The organism is Microbacterium sp. NPDC058062 (assembly GCF_042885375.1).
GTDB classification, from domain to species: domain Bacteria; phylum Actinomycetota; class Actinomycetes; order Actinomycetales; family Microbacteriaceae; genus Microbacterium; species Microbacterium trichothecenolyticum_C.
This window is the reverse complement of record NZ_JBHVSC010000009.1, coordinates 1-19,164: the sequence shown is the minus strand read 5'-3', so window position 1 is coordinate 19,164 and position 19,164 is coordinate 1. Positions and strand designations below refer to the sequence as shown.

14 protein-coding genes are annotated in these 19,164 nt (G+C 70.4%); 9 read left to right on the top strand and 5 right to left on the bottom strand.

Going from position 1 to position 19,164, the window contains the following annotated elements; translation table 11 throughout:
• Position 1: 1 nt before the first annotated feature.
• From ACFVSU_RS20940 to ACFVSU_RS20925, 4 genes are all read right to left on the bottom strand, one after another.
• A complete protein-coding gene (locus ACFVSU_RS20940; protein WP_387147821.1) occupies positions 2-703 on the bottom strand; it encodes a CDP-alcohol phosphatidyltransferase family protein in 702 nt (233 codons plus the stop codon).
• The gene (locus ACFVSU_RS20935; protein ID WP_387147648.1) at positions 703-4,377 is read right to left on the bottom strand and encodes a fibrinogen-like YCDxxxxGGGW domain-containing protein; all 3,675 of its coding nucleotides are present in this window, start codon (positions 4,375-4,377) and stop codon (positions 703-705) included. Before ACFVSU_RS20935 ends, ACFVSU_RS20940 begins: the two co-directional genes overlap by 1 nt.
• A gap of 38 nt (positions 4,378-4,415) precedes the next feature.
• The gene (locus ACFVSU_RS20930) at positions 4,416-5,042 is read right to left on the bottom strand and encodes a hypothetical protein (protein ID WP_387147645.1); all 627 of its coding nucleotides are present in this window, start codon (positions 5,040-5,042) and stop codon (positions 4,416-4,418) included.
• A gap of 266 nt (positions 5,043-5,308) precedes the next feature.
• Positions 5,309-6,457: a glycosyltransferase gene (locus tag ACFVSU_RS20925; RefSeq protein WP_387147642.1), complete on the bottom strand. Its 1,149-nt coding sequence runs from the start codon at positions 6,455-6,457 to the stop codon at positions 5,309-5,311.
• 158 nt (positions 6,458-6,615) lie between these two features.
• Between ACFVSU_RS20925 and ACFVSU_RS20920 the strand changes: the two genes are divergently transcribed.
• From ACFVSU_RS20920 to ACFVSU_RS20885, 8 genes are all read left to right on the top strand, one after another.
• A complete protein-coding gene (locus tag ACFVSU_RS20920) occupies positions 6,616-8,076 on the top strand; it encodes a M1 family metallopeptidase (protein ID WP_387147639.1) in 1,461 nt (486 codons plus the stop codon).
• A 96-nt stretch (positions 8,077-8,172) separates the two neighbouring features.
• Entirely contained in the window at positions 8,173-8,406 is a 234-nt protein-coding gene (locus ACFVSU_RS20915; protein ID WP_045297699.1) for a glutaredoxin domain-containing protein, read from the top strand.
• A 68-nt stretch (positions 8,407-8,474) separates the two neighbouring features.
• Entirely contained in the window at positions 8,475-9,323 is an 849-nt protein-coding gene (kynA, locus tag ACFVSU_RS20910) for a tryptophan 2,3-dioxygenase (protein ID WP_387147636.1), read from the top strand.
• Positions 9,323-10,303, top strand: coding sequence for a hypothetical protein (locus tag ACFVSU_RS20905; protein WP_387147633.1), 981 nt, complete (start codon positions 9,323-9,325; stop codon positions 10,301-10,303). Before kynA ends, ACFVSU_RS20905 begins: the two co-directional genes overlap by 1 nt.
• The gene (locus tag ACFVSU_RS20900; RefSeq protein ID WP_387147630.1) at positions 10,290-11,555 is read left to right on the top strand and encodes a kynureninase; all 1,266 of its coding nucleotides are present in this window, start codon (positions 10,290-10,292) and stop codon (positions 11,553-11,555) included. Before ACFVSU_RS20905 ends, ACFVSU_RS20900 begins: the two co-directional genes overlap by 14 nt.
• 60 nt (positions 11,556-11,615) lie before the next feature.
• Positions 11,616-13,139 carry an MFS transporter gene (locus ACFVSU_RS20895; RefSeq protein WP_387147627.1) on the top strand — a complete coding sequence of 508 codons (1,524 nt, stop codon included), beginning with the start codon at positions 11,616-11,618 and terminating at the stop codon, positions 13,137-13,139.
• A gap of 89 nt (positions 13,140-13,228) precedes the next feature.
• Positions 13,229-15,058: an aldehyde dehydrogenase family protein gene (locus ACFVSU_RS20890; protein WP_387147624.1), complete on the top strand. Its 1,830-nt coding sequence runs from the start codon at positions 13,229-13,231 to the stop codon at positions 15,056-15,058.
• Positions 15,055-16,704 carry a GMC family oxidoreductase gene (locus ACFVSU_RS20885; protein WP_387147621.1) on the top strand — a complete coding sequence of 550 codons (1,650 nt, stop codon included), beginning with the start codon at positions 15,055-15,057 and terminating at the stop codon, positions 16,702-16,704. The genes ACFVSU_RS20890 and ACFVSU_RS20885 overlap by 4 nt, the downstream gene beginning before the upstream one ends.
• Before the next feature lie 166 nt (positions 16,705-16,870).
• On the opposite strand, the gene ACFVSU_RS20880 is transcribed toward ACFVSU_RS20885, so the two are convergent.
• On the bottom strand, positions 16,871-18,115 hold the full coding sequence (locus tag ACFVSU_RS20880) for an FAD-dependent monooxygenase (RefSeq protein ID WP_387147618.1): 1,245 nt from the start codon (positions 18,113-18,115) through the stop codon (positions 16,871-16,873).
• Positions 18,116-18,218: 103 nt separating this feature from the next.
• Here ACFVSU_RS20880 and ACFVSU_RS20875 point away from each other — a divergent pair, with 103 nt between their 5' ends.
• Entirely contained in the window at positions 18,219-18,806 is a 588-nt protein-coding gene (locus ACFVSU_RS20875) for a TetR family transcriptional regulator (protein ID WP_387147615.1), read from the top strand.
• The last annotated feature ends 358 nt before the right edge of the window (positions 18,807-19,164 follow it).

Genomic DNA, 19,164 nt, shown 5'->3' with positions numbered 1-19,164 from the left:
ATCATGGCGATCTCAGTTGCCGGTACTTGCGACGCAGGGAAACGGTGAACACCAGAAGCTGCCACACGAAGAGTGCCGTGTAGGCGAGCGCGAATGCCGCCGGAACGGCCAGCAGACCGACGACGACATACGTCGTCGACGGGTCCTGGGGCTGTTTGACGAGGGAGTCGGCCAGGCTGGGAGACCCGTCATGCGAGCCGTGCGAGCGCGGCAGGAGCTTCTCAGCGAGAAGCTGGGAGAGGAACCACGCCGACACGAGCACCGAGAAGAGGGCCGCGACGACGACGAGCGCGAGTGGGGCGTCGGTGCGGAAGAGATACACGGCCACAGCCACGTGCACGAGCGGCGTCCTCACTCCGTCCACGACGTGATCGAGCCACTCGCCCGCCGGGCCACCGCTTCGCTGGATCCGCGACAGCTGGCCGTCCGCCGAATCGAAGACGTAGCCGGCGAGCAGCAGCAGTGCGGCAAGCGGCGGAGCCCATGGCCCGGATCCCAGGCCGATGAGCAGCACCCCGGCGGCGCCCAGCGCGGCGCTGACCGCGGTGAGCTGATTGGGGGTCGCCCCGATGACGGCCGCCTCCACCGCGACGCGCCCGCCGAGCGGTCGGTTCACCCATCTGAGGTATGCGGGGACACCGACCGCCGGCTTCTGCGCCGAACCCAGTGCGGCGAGCGCGTGCCCCCGCGCCAGGCGTTCCATCACCTCGGCATGTTCAGCGCCAGGTCGAAGCTCAGATCTGCCGTGCTCCGGTAGTTGGCGTGCATCGACGCGGATATGACGTTCTTCCCCTCCACCAGCAGGGCCGCCGGTACGACGAAGGTGGAGCGGCTCGCCGACGCCGTCGCGTTGCTGACGACCGCGGTCGCGTAGGAGTTCTGTGTGATCGCGCCGACGGGCATCCGTGTCCTCCCGAGCTCCACGCCGTTCAGGTACACGATCACGCCGTCGTTCGCGATCACCGTGACCGTTCCGTCCTTCACTCCGGCCGCGTCGACCACGGTGAAGGACTTCCGGAACTGCGCGCTCAACGGCTTGGTCGCGAGGGCTGTCGGATCGATGTTCGTCGCAGCGGAGGCGACACCGCGCGCGAGCACACCGTTGCCGACCGACCACGTCGAGTCGTCGAACTGCACCGCGTTCCAGTCCGCGGGCAACGGGTCGTTCGAGTACCGCCACGACCAGGCTGCACCGTTGTCGATGACGACCGGCGGATCCACCGGGTCCGGAGGCGCCAGAGTGTGCACCTGGAGCGTGACGGCTGACGACGATCCGCCACCGCCCACCGCCACCACGCCGTAGACGTACGTCGTGTCCGCAGTGAGGCCGCTGTCCGACCACGACAGCTGCGACGCCGGAACCGAGGCGACGGCGACACCACCGCGGGTGATCGAGTACGAGGCCACCGGCCCACCGCTCGCAGGTGCGTTCCACGACAGCGTGGCGGCGTCCTGCGTCACATTGCTCGACGCCAGGCCCGTGACCGGACCCGGAGCTGCGATGGGCGCCCCGCGCTGGGCGACGAACGACAGATCGAAGCTCATATCTGGAGTGCTGCGGTAGTTGGCATGCGACGAGGCCGCGATGACGTTCGTGCCATTGACGAGCGTGCCCGCGGGCACGGTGAACGTCGAGCGGGTCGCCGCCGCCGTGGCGTGGGTGACGACGGCAGTCGCATACGTGTTCTGAGTGATCGCGCCCGCCGGCATCCGAGTCCTTCCGAGCTCGACGCCGTTCAGGTACACCACCACCCCGTCGTTCGCGATGACGGTGACCGTCCCCTCTGCCACCGTGTTCGCGTTCGTCACCGTGAACTCGTGCCGGAACTGCGCGCTCAGCGGTCGTGGCGACAGCGCGTTCGGGTCGATGTTCGTCGCTGCACCGGCGACTCCTCGGGCGAGCAGGCCGTTGCCGACGGCCCACGACGAGTCGTTGAAGCTCACCGACGCCCAGTCGGCCGGAAGCGGGTCGGACGAGAATCGGTACGACCACGGCGCGCCGTTCGCGATGAACGTCGTCGAGGTGTCAGGCGCCGTCTGGACCGTCGCCGCGGCGGTGCTCGCCGAGCGGTTGCCCACGGCATCCCTAGCCCGCACGAAGTACTTTGTCGCCGTGGCGGTCGCCGGCACGCTGATGGCCGTCGCCGTGGTCGAGGCGATCACGCGGTTGCCACGCAGCACCTCATATGTGACACCGCCCGGATCGGAGGAGGCGCTCCAGCTCAGGTCCGCCTGTGTGCCGCCGCCGGTGATCGCCACCGAGATGGGGCCCGGCTTGGTCGGCGCCGCCGCGTCGCGGGGGGCGAAGCGGGCGAAGCCGCCAGACCACTGATTGATGAAGCCGGCGCGGATCGTCCGCTCGAGATCGCCTCCGGCCCACACGACGCCCGTGGAGTCGACGAAGAGTCCCCAGACGCCGTACCCGGCCCGCGCAGTCACGATCGGTGCGAAGTCGTAGACGTACTTGTGCGTCTGAGCATTCCACGCCCCGAACAGGCTGATCTTGTCCGCCTGTGTCCAGTTCGTCCCGACGTTCGACCAGGTGTATGCGTCCTGGTAGACGAAGTCGCCGCAGTGGCATCCGCCGTAGACGAGGCCGTTGCCGGTCGCGACCGCCTGGAAGTCTCCGCCCGCCTTGGTGATGCTCCCACTCGTCAGCGCGAAGGTATCCCGGTTGTAGGAGAACATCGAGTGTTCGGAGCCGCCCAGCCAGACCTGATCGCCCGCTTCCACGACACCGAGCTGCCAGACGTTACCGGTGATGTTCCCGTTGGCGTCGAGCACCGGCCTACTGAAGGTCGGAGTCCATTGGGGAGAGGTGAGCGGAGCGCCGGCTACCGTCTGCAGCGCGGTCGCGCTGGGCGCCTTGACGTCCTCCTTCATCCTGAAGTAGCCCGAATAGTAGGCGCGATCGCCCTGCGCGGACGCGTCGACGGACACCGTCGTGCCGTTGAGGAAGGCATTCCAGTCAGAGTCGGGCGTGCTCGTGGTCACCGCGACGCGCCCTCCGTTCCACGTGCTCGCGCTGGAGGGCGAGCCGGCGCGGGTCAGATGGGTGAAGGCACCTGCGACGTACAGCAGGTTGCCTTGGACGTCGAGTCCGCGAACGGACGGCAGGCCGCCTGTCGTGCGGTTCTCCGCATCCACCTGGGTTCCTGAGAGCGCACCCGTCGTCGGATTGACGAAGGCGAGAGCGGCCTGCGGGGTGCCGTTGACCGACGCGAACTGTCCGCCGATGGCGAGTCGTCCGTCCGGAAGAGGTTTGATCGCCTTCACCTGACCGTCGAGGGCCGGCCTGAAGGTGGAGACCCACTCGCCGGTGTTCACATCGAAGGCGGCGATGTACGGCTGGTCGACCTGATCCGCCCCTGCCTCAGTGCGCTTGACGTACCGGAAGTTGCCGCCGACGTACACCTTGCCGGCCATCTCTCCGAAGGCAGCCACCTCGGTGTTGAGCTCCCCGGTCGCGCCGTTGGCCGAGCCTGACACACCCCACACGGTCTTCATCGCGTCGCTGTTCGGGATGGCGGGCATCGTGCTCGCGGGCGCTCCGCTGTCGGGGATCGAGCCGAAGTTCATGTCGGACAGCCGCAGAGTCGGCCGCAGGAACAGCTGCGTGAACGGGTACGCGGTGCCTTGATTGTTGTTCGGCGTCCACAGGTACGACGTGGACGCGTTCTGTCCCGTCACGCCGCTGCCGTAGGCCCAGCCGGCGAGCCAGCTGTGGTCCTGCTTGGCCACGGTGTCGATGCGGTTGAACGACGTGTTGTTGCCGAAGCTGCTGGTGAGCCCGCCACTGCCGTTCGTCGTTCCGAAGCGCCAGGTTCCTACCCGCTGCTCGGCGTTGAAGGTCCAGACCCACCGGTCGCGCACGACCATCTTGAAGCGCGCCTCCTGCCAGGTGGTTCCGGCGACGTTGGTCGCCCGACGCACGCGGATGCCGTCAGCCAGCGCGTCGACCCGGCCCTTGTCGAGGATCCCGTCGATGGTCGCCGAGGGCAGTTGAGCCACCTTGAACGCCGCAGTTCCCGAGGGCGTGTTCGCGATCGTGGCGGCCGACTGGAGACCTTGGTAGTAGTTCTTCCAGCCTTCACGCCCTCGGGCGATCAGGACCCATCCCCCGCCTTCCGACTCCTGATCGCAGTAGAACTGCTGCGGGTACACCAGTGCGGGAGTCTGCAGCCAGTACACGCCGTTCGTCGATGCCGGATAGTTCTGTTTGATCTCCCAGCACGAGCCCGCGGCCGTCGCCTCCGTCTTGCCGTCCGGCAGCGGATCGGCGGCGGTCGCCGACATCGGCATGGCGAGCGCACCCACCACTGCCATGATCGCGATCGTCGCGGAGAGGGCGAGGCGAGGCCGCCCGCGCGTGGTCATACGTGACGATTGGCGTACTCGGGTGGGCTCGATCTCGTTCATGGCAGCGGGCAATCCTGGTCATCGGGTATTTCGTGGGTGGCGAGCTTCCACACGTCGTCTTCGAACACTGCGCCGTAGACGTGTTTCACTGGCCGGCCGGGGTTGTACAGCGACGCTTTCAGCGACTTCCCGGTCTCGTCGAGCACGTCGATGCCCGAGACATCGACGCACACGGTCAGGGTCATGGTGGGCGGATCGACGCTGAGGTCGACCGCCGAAGCGGTGGTCTGGGTCACCTTGGCCTCGCCCACCTGGTGATAGCCGAGGTCGTACTGCTCCTGGGCGGCGGACTCGAGTTCGCCCAGTACGAACCCGGTCGCGATCTTGTCGAGCCCCACGGCGGAGCCGTCACCGCGCTGCGCGATATCGTTCGTCGCAGCGACGACAGCGGCGGCGCTGTCCTCGGCCCGTTCGACCTGGTCAGCTTCGCTGGTGCTGATCGGCGCCGGAGATGGCGCGTCGAACTTCAGCGGCTCGGTCGAGGCCTGGTCCTTCTCTGCATCGCCGGTGTCGACCGCCCCCGTCGACGTGGGTGGGGCAGGTGCCGACGGGGGCGTGCCCAGGAAGACCGCGACGGCGACCGCCGCCGCGATCAGGACGAGACCGGCGACTCCGACGCGCATGCGACGCTGCCGGCGGCCGTCGGTGCTCTTGTCCTGCGTCTTCGGCGCGGTCATGTGCTCACCACGCAAAAGCGTCCATGAATGGACACCATCCGAGCACCTCCCCAGTGCTCAGCGGCGGGTTCGGGTTCCGCCGTTCAATGCGCCGACCGACTCACGGAACCCCAAGATTCGTGCGCCGTCGGGTGTCGGACGCATGCAACATGCTAACTCGTTGTCACGGCGCGTCAAGGGTGGGTCTTCGAAACCTGCTAAGATCCGGGCGCTCAGAGCTCGCCGGGCTGGACGGCCTCGCGGTCGAGGTCCTCGACGAAGCGGCGCGCGGGGCTGACCGCGGCGCCCGCCTTGCGGGGCGCGTAGACGACCAGCGAGTGGAAGAGGAAGCGGACGAAGAACGCGACCACGAGGGTGATCGCCGTCGCCACGACCGCTGAGATGTGCCCCGTCGAGACCATCATGGCGACGATCGGGATGCGGATCACGGCCTCGGCGTTGTTGAACGTGAAGGACTTCGCGAAGCGCAGCCACACGCCGGAGGCGCTCTCGCGCATGTCCTGGAAGACGAAGCGCTCCTGCAGCAGGAAGTTGCCGATGATCGTCACCTCGGCGGCGACGATCGCGGCGACGATGTAGTCGACGCCCCAGTGGGTGAGCGCCCAGACGATCGCGACGTTGGCGACGGCGCCGAGTCCGCCGATCACGGCGAACAGCGACATCTTGCCGAACCGCAGCGCGGTCAGCTGCGTGAGGAAGTGCAGTCCCTGACGCACGGACGCCTTCGATTCGCCCGCATGGCGGTCCGCGAAGTCGAAGGGGATCTCGGCCACGCGCATCGGGCGGCGCGCCAGGATCTCCAGCAGGATCTTGAATCCGCGCGGGCGCAGCTGCTCGGCGTCGATCGTGCGGCGATCGACGAGGAAGAACCCCGTCATCGGGTCGGAGACGTCCTTCAGCCGGATGGGGAACATCGCGCGCGTCACCGCCGTCGACGCCTTCGAGACCATCACCCGGGTGCGGTCCGCGAGTCCGCCGGCGGTGCCTCCGCCGGCATAGCGCGAGGCGATCACGACATCCACGTCGCCGCGCGAGTAGCGGTGCCAGAGCTCGGGGATCTCTTCGGGCGGATGCTGCAGATCGGAGTCCATGACGAGGCAGGCGTCCGCCTCGGCCGCGGCGAAGCCCTCCATGACCGCTCCCCCGAGACCGCCGACGGGTCGGTCGCGGTGGATCAGCCGGACCGGCAGGGCAGCGGATGCGGCGACCTCGCGGATCACGTCGGGGGTGGCATCGGTGCTGTCGTCGACGAAGACGATCTCGGCGTCGAGACGGTTCTGGACCGCGGCGGTGATACGCCGGACGAGCTCCGCGATGTTCGGAGCCTCGTTGTACGTCGGAACCACGATCGACAACAGCATCGCGGGCTATCCTCCCATGCGCCGGCGAATCCGACTCGGGCGGTTCAGCAGACGCATGGGAGACCCTCGGTCAACGCACGGCGGCGAATCGCCCCTCGACACGCGTGCGCAACCCGAGGATGCTGGGCGAAAACCCTCGCCGACCCCCGGAGGCTGCCATGCCCGCACGTCCGTCCCATCGCCCGTCACCGAGGATCGCGAGGTCGATCGCCCTCGGCTCGCTCGCCACCGGACTCATCGTCGCCTCGCTCGCCGGCGCCGCCGGGGCGAACGCGGCACCCGGCGGCACACCCGGCCCCCGCTACGCCCCGGGGTCGGAGGGCGCGGGCGACCCGTACTTCCCGTTCGCGGGCAACGGCGGCATCGACGTCCAGCACTACGCCCTCGATCTCGACTACACGCCGCCGCCGCCCGCGCCCGCTCCCCTGGAAGGGCAGCTGACAGGGGTGGCGACCATCGACCTGGTCGCGACGGCCGACATCGACCGCTTCAACCTCGACCTGCGGGGGCTCACCGCGTCGTCGGTCGTGGTGAACGGAAAGAGCATGGCGTTCACGCAGGGCTCTGGGGAGCTCGCCGTCACGCCGCGCCCGAAGCTCAAGACCGGGCAGTCCGCGACCGTGGTCGTGACCTACGGCGGCACCACCGGTCGTCCGACCGACATCGAGGACGCCCTCTACGGGTGGGTGACCACGCGCGACGGGGCGATGGTGGTGAGCGAGCCCGACGGCTCGTCGACCTGGTTCCCGGTGAGCGACCACCCGACCGACAAGGCGACCTACTCGTACGAGATCACCGTGCCCGAGGGCCGCGTCGCCGTCGCCAACGGACTCCTCGAGGGATCGGAGACCGCGGACGGCAGGACCACGTGGCGCTGGAACGCGCCCGATCCCATGGCGGCGTACCTCGCGACCGCGACGGTCGGCGACTTCCGGCTCGAGCAGTACACGGCAGCGAACGGGACGCCGATCATCGACGCGATCGACAAGTCGCGGCAGCCGGCCCAGTACGCGAACCTCGCCAGGACGAGCGACATGCTCACCTTCTTCGAGGGCCTGTACGGCGACTACCCCTTCGTCTCGTACGGCGCCATCGTCGACAACGACTCCGTGTCGTACGCGCTGGAGACGCAGACCCGGTCGTTCTTCTCGAGCTCGGCGGGGCTGGGCACCGTCGCCCACGAACTCGCACACCAGTGGATGGGCAACCAGGTGAGCCCGGGCCGCTGGGCCGACATCTGGCTCAACGAGGGCTGGGCGACGTACTCCGAGTGGATGTGGACCGAGCACAACGGCGGACAGACCGCCGACGCACGGTTCAACGCGCTGATGTCCTCGTCCTCGCAGTCCGCGTGGAACACCGTGCTCGCCGACCCTGGCCCGTTCGGCCTGTTCGGCACGCCGGTGTACAACCGCGGCGCGGCGCTGCTGCACGCCCTGCGTGAGAAGGTCGGCGACGAGGTGTTCTTCGACATCGCGAAGCAGTGGGTCGTACGCTTCGGCGGCGGAACCGCGACCACTGCCGACTTCATCGCACTCTCGGAAGAGGTCTCCCATCAGGACCTCACCACGTTCTTCGACGTGTGGGCCTACCAGCCGCCGAAGCCGACGAGCTGGTGACGATCGCGGGTGGGCGCCGCACGCGGCGCCCACCCAGGTTCCATCCCTGAGAATGGAATGGTGACTTCCCCGGCTTCCTCCCCCTCCACCATCACGATGTTCGGCGCCGACTGGTGCCGCGACTGCATCCGCACCAAGAAGCAGCTCGACGAGCTCGGCATCTCGTACACCTACGTCGACCTCGTCGCCGACCCCGCCGCTGCGGACGTCGCCCGCGACATCTCGGGCCGTACCAACATCCCGGTCGTCGTGTACCCGGATGCGTCGCACCACGTCGAGCCGTCGAACGCCGACGTCGAGTCGAAGCTGCGGGAGCTCTCCCTCATCTGAGGTCCGGATCGACCCGGGTTCGCGGTCGGGTCTGACGCGGCGGACCCCCGCCGAATTAGGCTGAGGCCGTGAGCGTCGAACGCAATACCCGGGCGATCGAAGGATCCGTCGTCACCGACTTCGAGGACCGCATGAGCTATGGCGGCTACCTCGATCTCGCCACCCTGCTGTCGGCCCAGCGGCCGCTGAGCAACCCCGAGCACCACGACGAGCTGCTGTTCATCGTGCAGCACCAGACCACGGAGCTGTGGCTGAAGCTCGTGCTGCACGAGCTCGGCGCCGCGTGCCGGCTGCTGCGCGAAGACCAGCTTGCCCCCGCGCTCAAGTGCATCGCACGCGTCAAGCACATCCAGAAGACCCTCACCGAGCAGTGGTCGGTGCTCGCGACGCTGACGCCCGCCGAATACGGGCAGTTCCGCGGCGTGCTGGGCAACGCCAGCGGATTCCAGTCGGCGCAGTACCGCGCCGTCGAGTTCACGCTCGGCAACAAGAACGCCGCCATGCTGCGGGTGTTCGCCTCCGATCCCGCCGCCCACGCCCTCGTCGCTGCGGCGCTCGAGGCGCCGAGCCTCTACGACGAGTTCCTCGCGATGCTCGCCCGCTCGGGCTACCCGATCCCCGCCGAAGTGCTCGAGCGCGATGTCACGAAGGCGTGGACCTACACTCCGGAGCTCGTGCCCGTGCTCACCGAGATCTACCGCGATCCTGAGGCCCACTGGGCGGCCTACGAGACGTGCGAGGAGCTCGTCGACCTCGAGGACAACTTCCAGCTCTGGCGCTTCCGCCATCTCAAGACGGTCGAGCGCATCATCGGCCTGAAGACGGGCACCGGCGGCTCGAGCGGCGTGCCTTTCCTTCAGCGCGCGCTGGACCTCACGTTCTTCCCCGAGCTGTACGCCGTGCGGACGGAGCTGTGATGTCGCACGATCCCGACGCGCTGCGCGAACTCCTCGGCGCCGAGGCGGTGCTCTGCCGCCGGGCGATCACCGGCGAGCACGGTGTCTCGCTGCCTCCGTTCACCGACCACCACGTGCACCTGCACCTCATCGACGAGAGCGGTCTGGCCGCAGGCGGCATCGCCGGCGTCGTCGATCTCGGCGGCGACCCGGTGGCACTGGCACGGCGGGGGAACCACAGCATTCCGCGCGTGGCATATGCCGGCGCGTTCCTCACGGCGGTCGGCGGATACCCGGTCGGCCGGCCCTGGGCACCCGCGGAGATCGCGCGCGAGATCGCGGACGCGTCGACCCACCCCGGCGTCGCCGGCGGCGCGGCGACCGCGGTCGACGAGCAGGCGTCGTTCGGGGCATCCGTCATCAAGGCGGCGCTCAACAGCGTCGCGGGTCCCGTGCTCGACGCACCGGCGCTGGCCGCGATCGTGGAGGTCGCGCGCGAGCGCGGGCTGCCCGTCGTCGCGCATGCGGAGGGCGAAGGGATGCCGCAGCTCGCGCTCGACGCGGGCGTTGACGGCTTCGCCCACACGCCGTTCACCGAGTTCGTCGGACGCCACTTCACTGCGCACGCGGTCGCCGCCGGCCAGGTGTGGATCTCGACCCTCGCGATCCACCGCGACGACGACGAGGCGGCCGAGTTCGCGCGGGTGAACCTCGCGGGCTTCGCCGCCGCGGGCGGACGCGTGCTCTACGGCACGGACCTCGGCAACGGCGAGCAGCCGGTCGGCGTCAACCCCGACGAGGTCGCGGCGCTCGACCGCGCGGGAATCCGCGGTGCGGCGCTCATCTCGGCGCTGGCCGATCCATGGCCGCTCGTCGACCCGCCCTCGGGTGTCTGCACCTTCGTCCCCGGCCCACCGCCGACCGGCCTCGACGAGGTCGCCGAGTGGCTCCGGGGCGCGACCGTCGTCCCGACCGAGGAGCTGATCCATGACGACCACTGACCCGACCGAGGCGCCGGTGGCCGAGCGACTCGAGGACGAGGCATCCATTCTCGACGCCGCCGACCCGTTGCGCGCGCACCGCGACGCGTTCGTCGGAGCCGAGACGTCGCTCGTGTACTTCGACGGCAACTCGCTCGGGCGCCCCCTGCGCGCGAGCGTCGAGCGGCTCGCCGCGTTCGCGCGGGACGAGTGGGGCGGGCGCCTCATCCGCGGCTGGGACGAGTCGTGGATGCAGCTGCCCTTCGACACCGGCGACGCCGTCGGCCGCGCGGCGATCGGCGCCGCAGCGGGTCAGACGGTGATCGGCGACTCGACGACCGTGCTCCTCTACAAGCTGCTGCGCGCGGCGTTCGACGCCGCCGTCGCCGCGGATCCGGCACGCGTCGAGATCGTCGTCGACCGCGACAACTTCCCCACCGACCGCTACCTGGTCGAGGGCATCGCCGCGGAACGCGGCGGGCGCCTCAGATGGATCCACGTCGACCTCGACGGCGGTGTGTCCGCTGACGCGCTCCGCGCGGCGGTCGGCCCCGAGACGGCCGTCGTGCTGCTGTCGCACGTCGCGTACCGGTCGGGATACCTGGCGGATGCCGCGACCCTCACCCGCATCGCGCACGACGCCGGCGCGCTCATCCTCTGGGATCTGTGCCACTCCGCAGGCTCCGTGCCGGTCGAGGCCGACGCGTGGGACTTCGACCTCGCGGTGGGCTGCACGTACAAGTACCTCAACGGCGGTCCCGGTTCGCCGGCTTTCGCCTACGTCGCCGCACGGCTGCAGGATCGGCTCGCACAGCCCATCCAGGGGTGGATGGGCACGGCCGACGTCTTCGCGATGGGGCCGGAGTACCGCCCTGCCGACGGCATGCGGCGCTTCCTCTCGGGCACGCCGCCCATCGTCGGCATGCTCGCGATGCAGGACACCCTCGACCTGCTCGACGAGGTGGGCATCGAGGCCGTGCGCGCCAAGTCGGTCGCACTCACGGAGTTCGCCGTGCGTGTGGCCGACGAACTGCTCGCTCCACTCGGGGTCGCGGTCGCCTCGCCGCGGAACCCCGCCGAGCGCGGCGGACACGTGACGCTGTCGCACCCGTCGATGCGCGCGGTCACCGCCCGCCTGTGGACGCAGGACGTGATCCCCGACTACCGCGACCCCGGCGGGCTGCGCATCGGCCTCTCGCCGCTCTCGACGTCGTTCGCCGAGACCCTCGCCGGCCTCCGGGCGGTCGAGGCCGCCGTCCGCGCCGAATCCTGACCGCGGGGCGGTGTCCACAGGGGACACGATCGATCGACACGGCTGACCTACACTGGCGCGATGAGCAATGAGGCTCCGCCGGCGACTGGGGTTCCGGCAACCACCTCCTCCGCCCGTCTCAGCCGGGGCACGATCGCGCGCTACGCGACCGGATCGCTCGGCACGGGCGGCTTCGCGACCCTGCCCGGGCTCGTGCTGACCTACTACCTCACCGACTCGCTCGGAGTCGCCGCGCTCGCAGCCGGCGCCGTCATCACGGTCGCGAAGGTGTGGGACGTCGTCATCGACCCGGTCATCGGCGCGCTCACCGATCGCGACCTCGCCCGCCACGGCAGCCGCCGGCGCTTGATGCTGATCGGCGCGCTCGCGCTGCCGGTGCTGTTCGCGCTGACGTTCGCGGTGCCGCCGTCGCTCGGGCCGCTGGTCGCCGGCATCTGGGTGCTGCTCGCGTTCACGCTCACGGCGACGGCGTTCAGCCTCTTCCAGGTGCCGTACATCGCGCTTCCCGCCGAGCTCACCCCGCGCTACGACGAGCGCACGCGGCTGCTGACGTGGCGCGTCGTCGTGCTCACGCTCGCGATCCTGCTGTTCGGCGCCGGGGGTCCGGCGCTGCGTCGGGTGTCAGAGGACCCGTTCGTCCAGTACCTCGTGATGGGCGTCGTCTGCGGTGTGGTCATCGGGATCGGGATGCTGGTTGCCACGGGTGTCGCCAAACGCGCAGCTGGGCCCACGCGCCCGGAGGCTCCGGACGCCGCCCCTCAGCCGATCCGCGAGAGTGCACCTGGTCGCCGAGAGGTGGGGAACGAACAAGCGTCTCGGCGACCAGCTGCACTCTCGCCGGAAGGTGGAGCGACGGATGCGCCGGCCGCCGGGATCCGGGCGCACTTCGCCGAAGGGATCGGTGCACTCAGGCGAAGCAGGGCGTTCCGGATGCTGCTGTCGACGTTCGTGCTGCAGGCGCTGGCCACCGGACTCATGCTCGCCGGCGCTCAGTACGTCGCGACCTGGGTGCTGCACTCGCAGGCCGCGGTCGAGCTGCTGTTCGTCGCGCTGATCGCGCCGGCGCTGCTCGCCGCCCCCGCGTGGGGAGTGGTCGCGCGCCGCATCGGCAAGGAGCGGACGTTCACGATCGCGAGCGTCGTCTTCGCGATCGCGGCGGTGTCGATCCTCGGCATGCTGTGGGCGCCGGGCGACTGGATCTATGTGCCGGTCGGCATCGCGGGCATCGCGTACGCCGGCATGCAGTCGCTGCCGATGGCCATGCTCCCCGACGTCATCTCGCACGACGAGCGCACGCACGGACCCGGCCGCGCGGGATCGTTCAGCGGCGTCTGGACCGCCGGAGAGACGGTGGGCTTCGCGCTCGGCGCGACGACGCTGGCGGTGATCCTGGCCGTCACGGGATACGTCTCGTCGACGGGCACGCAGGTGGTGGAGCAGCCGGATGCCGCGATCACGGGCATCGTCGTGAGCTTCAGCCTCGCGCCGGCCGTGCTGATCGCGCTGAGCCTGCTCACCCTCGCCCGCTACCCGCTGCGCCGCGCCGACATCGACCACCACGACACCGAGTCGCAGCCCGCCTGAGACCGAGTGCCGCCGCACAGGCACGGTGACATAGGATGCCCGGTGACGGACTCACGAGCGGGAGTCGCCGCGAGTTCGAAGGAGAACACATGTCCCCCACCTCGTCCGCGACGCCGGCGAAGCCGCGCAAGGCGCCGGCGAAGCGCGCGCCGAAGTCCGACCTTCCGGCCGACGAGCGCGCTGTGCTCGACGCCGACATCGATCGGCTCGAAGCGGGCGCGAAGGTGTGGGTCGCGCTCACCCTCGACCAGCGGGCCCGCCTGCTCGGCCGCGTGCGCGACGCCGTCGGCGTCGTCGCACAGGAGTGGGCCGACGCCGCGACCATGTCGAAGGGGCTGGAGCCGGGGCATCCGCTGTCGGGCGAAGAGTGGCTCGGCGGGCCCTACGCCATCATCGGACTGCTCGACGCGCTGCGCGAGACGCTCGAGGCGCTCGCGAAGGGCCGCAGCCCGCTCGACGGCGTCACGCTCGACGAGGCTCCCGGCGGGCGCCTGCGCGCGAACACCTTCCCCCTGAACGGCACCGAGAAGTTCCTGCTGTCGGGCTTCACCGGCGAGGTGTGGTTCGAGCCGGGCGTCTCCGCGATCGAGGCGACCCGCGCGGCGGGCCTCGCCCAGCTGACCCCGACCGTGTCGGGTGGCGTCGGCCTCGTGCTGGGCGCGGGCAACGTGAGCTCCATCCCGGTCGCCGACGTGCTGTACGAGCTCTTCGCGCACAATCGCGTGGCGCTGCTCAAGGTCAACCCGACGCAGGACGCGCTCGTGCCGGTGTTCGAGCGCGCGCTCGCCCCGCTGATCGAGCCCGGCTTCGTGCGCATCGTGCGCGGCGGGGCTGCGACCGGCGCCTACCTGACCTCGCACCCGCGCTTCGCGCACGTGCACATCACCGGCTCGGCAGTCACGTTCGACGCGATCGTGTGGGGCACCGGGACGGTCCCCACGCCCCCTCCACGCGCCGCTGGCGCGTCGCCCGGAGCCTCCGGGCGCGTGGGCCCAGCTGCGGCAGCACGCGCGTCGGGAAGCCCGAAGCTTCAGGTTCCGATCACGGCCGAGCTCGGCGGCGTCTCACCCATCATCGTGGTGCCGGGAAGGTGGTCGGCGGCAGACCTGAAGTACCAGGCCGAGCACGTCGCGACCATGCGCCTCGTGAACGCCGGGCACAACTGCATCGCCGGCCAGGTCGTGATCATCAGCTCCGACTGGCCGCAGCGCGCGGAGTTCCTGCGGGAGCTGCATACGGCGTACGCCGCGGCGCCGGAGCGCCCGGTCTGGTACCCCCGCAGCGAAGAGCGGCTGGAGGCCGCAGCATCCGCGTATCCCGATGCCGTGTGGAGCGCCGACCGCACGCGCGCGATCGTCGAAGCCGGCCACGGTGACGACGATGTCGAGACGGTCGAGTACTTCGCGCCCATCCTCGGGGTCGTCGAGGTCGGCGGCACCGGCCAGGAGTTCCTCGACGCCGCGGTCGCGCACGCGAACGACAGGCTCACCGGCACCCTCGGTGCCAACGTGATCATCGACCCCGCCACCGAGGAGGCCCTCGGCGAAGGGTTCGAGCGCGCGCTCGCCGACCTGCGTTACGGCGACATCGCGATCAACACATGGACGGCCTTCAACTTCCTCACCGCACGCCTCACGTGGGGCGGTTTCCCCGGCGCGACGCTCGACGACGTGTCGAGCGGCATCGGCGTCGTGCACAACGCCCTGCTGCTGGATCGCGTCGAGCGATCGGTCGCCCGCGGCCCGTTCCGGCCCTTCCCCCGTTCGGTCGGCAAGGGCGTGTTCACGATCCTGCCGACGCCGCCGTGGTTCGTGAGCTCGCGCACCGGCGCCGAGGTCAGCGCCGGGCTCACGCGCTACCTCGTCGACGGCAAGCTTCCCGGACTGGTGAAGACGCTCACGAAGGCCATGCAGGCGTGACGGCCGATTTCGGCTCCGACGGGCTCGAGGCCGACTACATCGTCGTCGGCGCGGGCTCGGCCGGAGCGGCGCTCGCGGCGCGGCTGAGCGACGACCTCAACGTCTCGGTGCTGCTGCTCGAGGCCGGCGGCCCCGACAAGGCGCTCGAGCTGCACGTGCCCGCCGCCTTCTCGAAGCTGTTCCGCGGCGCCTACGACTGGAACTACGACACCGTCCCGCAGCCCGCTCTGGAGGGCCGCACGGTGTACTGGCCGCGCGGCAAGACGCTGGGCGGATCGTCGTCCCTCAACGCGATGATGTGGGTGCGCGGCTTCGCCGCCGACTACGACGAATGGGCGGATGCCGCCGGCCCCACGTGGTCCTGGGACGCGCTGGTCCCCTACTTCCAGCGTGTGGAGCGCACGTCCGACCCGGCGGATGGGACACAGGGCGCGCACGGCCCCCAAGCCGTCGAGCACCAGCGCGACCCCCGGCCCCATACCGCCGCGTTCCTGGCGGCGGCGCGGGAGGCGGGGCATCCTGTCACTCCCGCGAATCTGCCCGAGGGCCAGGGCTTCTCGCAGACGATGGTGAGCGAGCACCGCGGCGCGCGCGCTTCGACGGCCGACGCCTACCTCCGTCCCGCGAAGGGCCGACGCAACCTGCGCGTGATGACGGGTGCCCACGTGCGCCGGATCACCTTCACCACTGCCGAGGAGGACGGGGCGGAGCCCCGCGCCAACGGCGCGTATGTCGAAGTGGACGGGATCACGCGCCACGTGCGCGCCCGGCGCGAGATCGTCCTGTCGGGCGGAGCGGTGAACACTCCGCAGGTGCTCATGCTGAGCGGCATCGGCCCGGCTGAGCATCTCGCCGAGCACGGCATCGAGGTCGTCGTCGACGCCCCCGATGTCGGGGCGAACCTGCAGGACCACCTCGTCGCGGGCCTCGCGCCGGCCGCGAAGGGCGGCACGCTGTACGACGCCGAGAAGCCCGCCGAGCTCGCGAAGTACCTCACCGCCCGCAAGGGGATGCTGACCTCCAACGTCGCCGAGGCCTACGGGTTCGTGCGCACCGAGGTCGCCGAGCGCACGGGCGCGCCGGAAGGGCTCCCCGACATCGAGATCATCTTCGCGCCCGTCCCGTACGTCGGCGAGGGCCTGGTGCCGACGCCGGCGCACGGGCTGACGGTGGGTGCGATCCTCCTGCGCCCGCGCAGCCGGGGCACGATCCGGCTCGCGTCGGCCGACCCGTCGGCGGCGCCGCTCATCGACCCCGCGTACCTGTCGGATCCCGAGGGCGTCGACGCCGAGACGATGCTCGCGGGGCTCGCCGAGTGCGAGAGCCTCATCGACACCGAGGCGCTCCGTGCCCTCACCACCGGCGGCTGGGTGCAGCCCGACGGCGGCGAGCGCATGACGCCGGTGGAACGCGCGGAGCTGTCGCTCCGCCGCTACTCGCATACCCTCTACCACCCGGTCGGCACCGCGCGGATGGGGACGGATGCCGCGTCCGTCGTCGACCCCGAGCTGCGCGTGCGCGGGGTCGCCGGACTCCGCGTGGCCGACGCATCCGTCATGCCCACGGTGATCCGCGGCCACACCAACGCCCCCGCGATCGTGATCGGCGAGGTCGCCGCCGACCTCATCCTCGGCCGCCGCGTCTGACGGCGTCGGCCCGGCTCGGGGCCGCCGCCCCGGGTGGCGCAACACGCGGGGTCGCACCGGTGATGCCGCGTGTCGTGACCCCCGAACTGCGACCCCGGCGCCTCGGGTGCCGCAACACGCGGGGTCATGCGAGCGGGCCCGCGCGTCGTGACACCGGAGCGGCGTGTCAGCGGAGCGATGCCGGCACAGGGGTCTCAGGGAGGGGCAGCGGCGTGCCCCCGGCGAACATGCGGCGGACCAGCGGCAGCGCGGCGCGCGAGAACATGACGCGGGTCATCGCCCGCGACGCGGCCGCCTCGAGCCGGGTCGCCGGGACCATGCGCTTGATGCCACCACCCGGGATCTCCTTGCCCTTCTCGGCGAACGGCGCGATGTCGGCCGAATACGCCCGCAGCGCCTCGGGCGCATCGCCGGGCGTCGCCGCGAGCCGCGCCGCCAGCAGGTACGCGCCGATGAGCGCGACGGCGGTCCCCTGTCCCGTCATCGGCGAGCCGCACGACGCGGCGTCCCCGAGCAGCACCACCCGGCCGTTCGCGACGTCGGGAAGGTCGATGCGCACCAGCTCGTCGAAGTACAGATCGGATGCCTCGCCCAGCGCTTCGAGCACTGCCGGCGCGTGCCATCCGGCACCGGCGATGCGCTCACGGATCAGCGACTCCTGCGCGGCTCGGTCGCCGCGCAGTGCGGGGTCGCGGTCCATGCGGAACGTGAGGATCGCCTTGGAGGTCGCCGGGTCGAGGTCGGGCCGGATGCCGAAGGTCGCTCCGGGAACGAAGCGCATCGCGAACCAGTTCTCTTCGAGGTCGGCGGGCGTCGGCATCGTGAAGAACGCGGCATAGCCGCCGAGGTAGGTCGCGAACTGCTCCTCCGGCCCGAAGGCGAGGCGCCGAGTGAGGGAGTGCACGCCGTCGGCGCCGACGACGACGTCGAAGCGATCGGGTCCGGCGTGCTCGAACCGGACGTCGACGCCGGACTCGTCCTGAGCGAGTGCGGTGAGGCGGTCGCCGTACCGGAGGTCGAGCACGCCGGGTGACTCGTCGGAAGCGGTGTGCAGCGCATCGAGCAGCACCTGCGCGAGGTCACCGCGCGCGATCTCGATCTCGGCGACCGCACCCTCCCCGTCGAAGTCAGCCATCGACATGCGGCCCAAGACCCTGCCCTCGCCGTCGACATACGACATGCCTTCCTCGTGCACGCGGAGGCGATCGATTCCGGGCATGATGCCCATGCGCTCGGCGACCTCGCGACTCGCACCGCGCAGGTCGACCGCCTGCCCGCCGGGACGCGGGGCCGCCGCCCGCTCCACGACGGTGGTCCGGATGCCGGACCGCACGAGTTGCAGAGCGAGGGCGAGACCAGCGATTCCGGCACCGGACACGAGGACGTGAGGCGTCCCGGCGAAGTCGCTCATGAGGCATCCCATCTCTTAGACGTTTGTATGAGACATATGTCTAACAGGTGAGTCGCACGTTTGTCTAGCACGTTCGTCTAAGACGCATCGGTACGATGGGCGCATGGGCAATCGCGAAGACCTCCTGGCCGGCGCACGACAGGTGATCCTCGAGCGCGGCGTCGCTAAGGCGACTGCACGGGACATCGCCGCTGCCGCAGGCGTGAGCCTCGCCGCGATCGGCTACCACTTCGGCTCGAAGGACGAGCTCATCAGCGCCGCGCTCACCGAGTCCCTCGGCAGCGGCATCGGCGACGCGATGGAGGCCATCGTCGACGAGACGGCCGCGCTCCCCCTGATCGACGGCTTCGCCACCCTGTTCGACCGCATGCCCGAGATCTTCGCGGCCAACCGCGAGGCCCTGGTCGCGAGCCTCGAGAACTCCGTCCGCGTGTCGCGCGACGCCGGCGCGAGCCGGGCGCTGGCGGATGCCACCGAGCAGGCGCACCTCGGCATCGTCGAGGTGCTGCGCTCCGCGCGCCCCGATCTCAGCGCCACCGACCTCGATGCGATCGCCAAGCTCGAGTTCGTCCTCGTGCAGAGCCTCGGCCTGCTGTGGATCATCAGCCCCGACTCCCTGCCCACCGGCGACGAGCTCGCCCGCGCGGTCGCCGCGATCGCCGGCGCCGGCGCGGGCGCTGCCCAGACCTGACCCTGCTCCACCCCCGTCCACAGGTCAACCGCGGTTCCACAGGACCGGTCCCCGCGCTCGTGCCCTGCAGAAGCCCGGTTGACCTGTCGGAGGGCAGGGGGATGGATGCTGCGACCCCGGGCCGCAGCGCGGACACAGCGATACCCCTCGCGAGGAGCGGCGGGGCCTCGAGCAAACATGACTCGGGTCAGCGATCCCCACACACCCCGGTCAACAGGTCAACCGCGGTTCCGCAGGACCGATCCCCGCGCACGTGTCCTGCAGAAGCCCGGTTGACAGTGATGATTGGTGCTGGGAGCCCCGCAGCGGTCGTCCTGACTCTCCGATTGACTGACCGTGGTGTCTTGGACGGGATTCG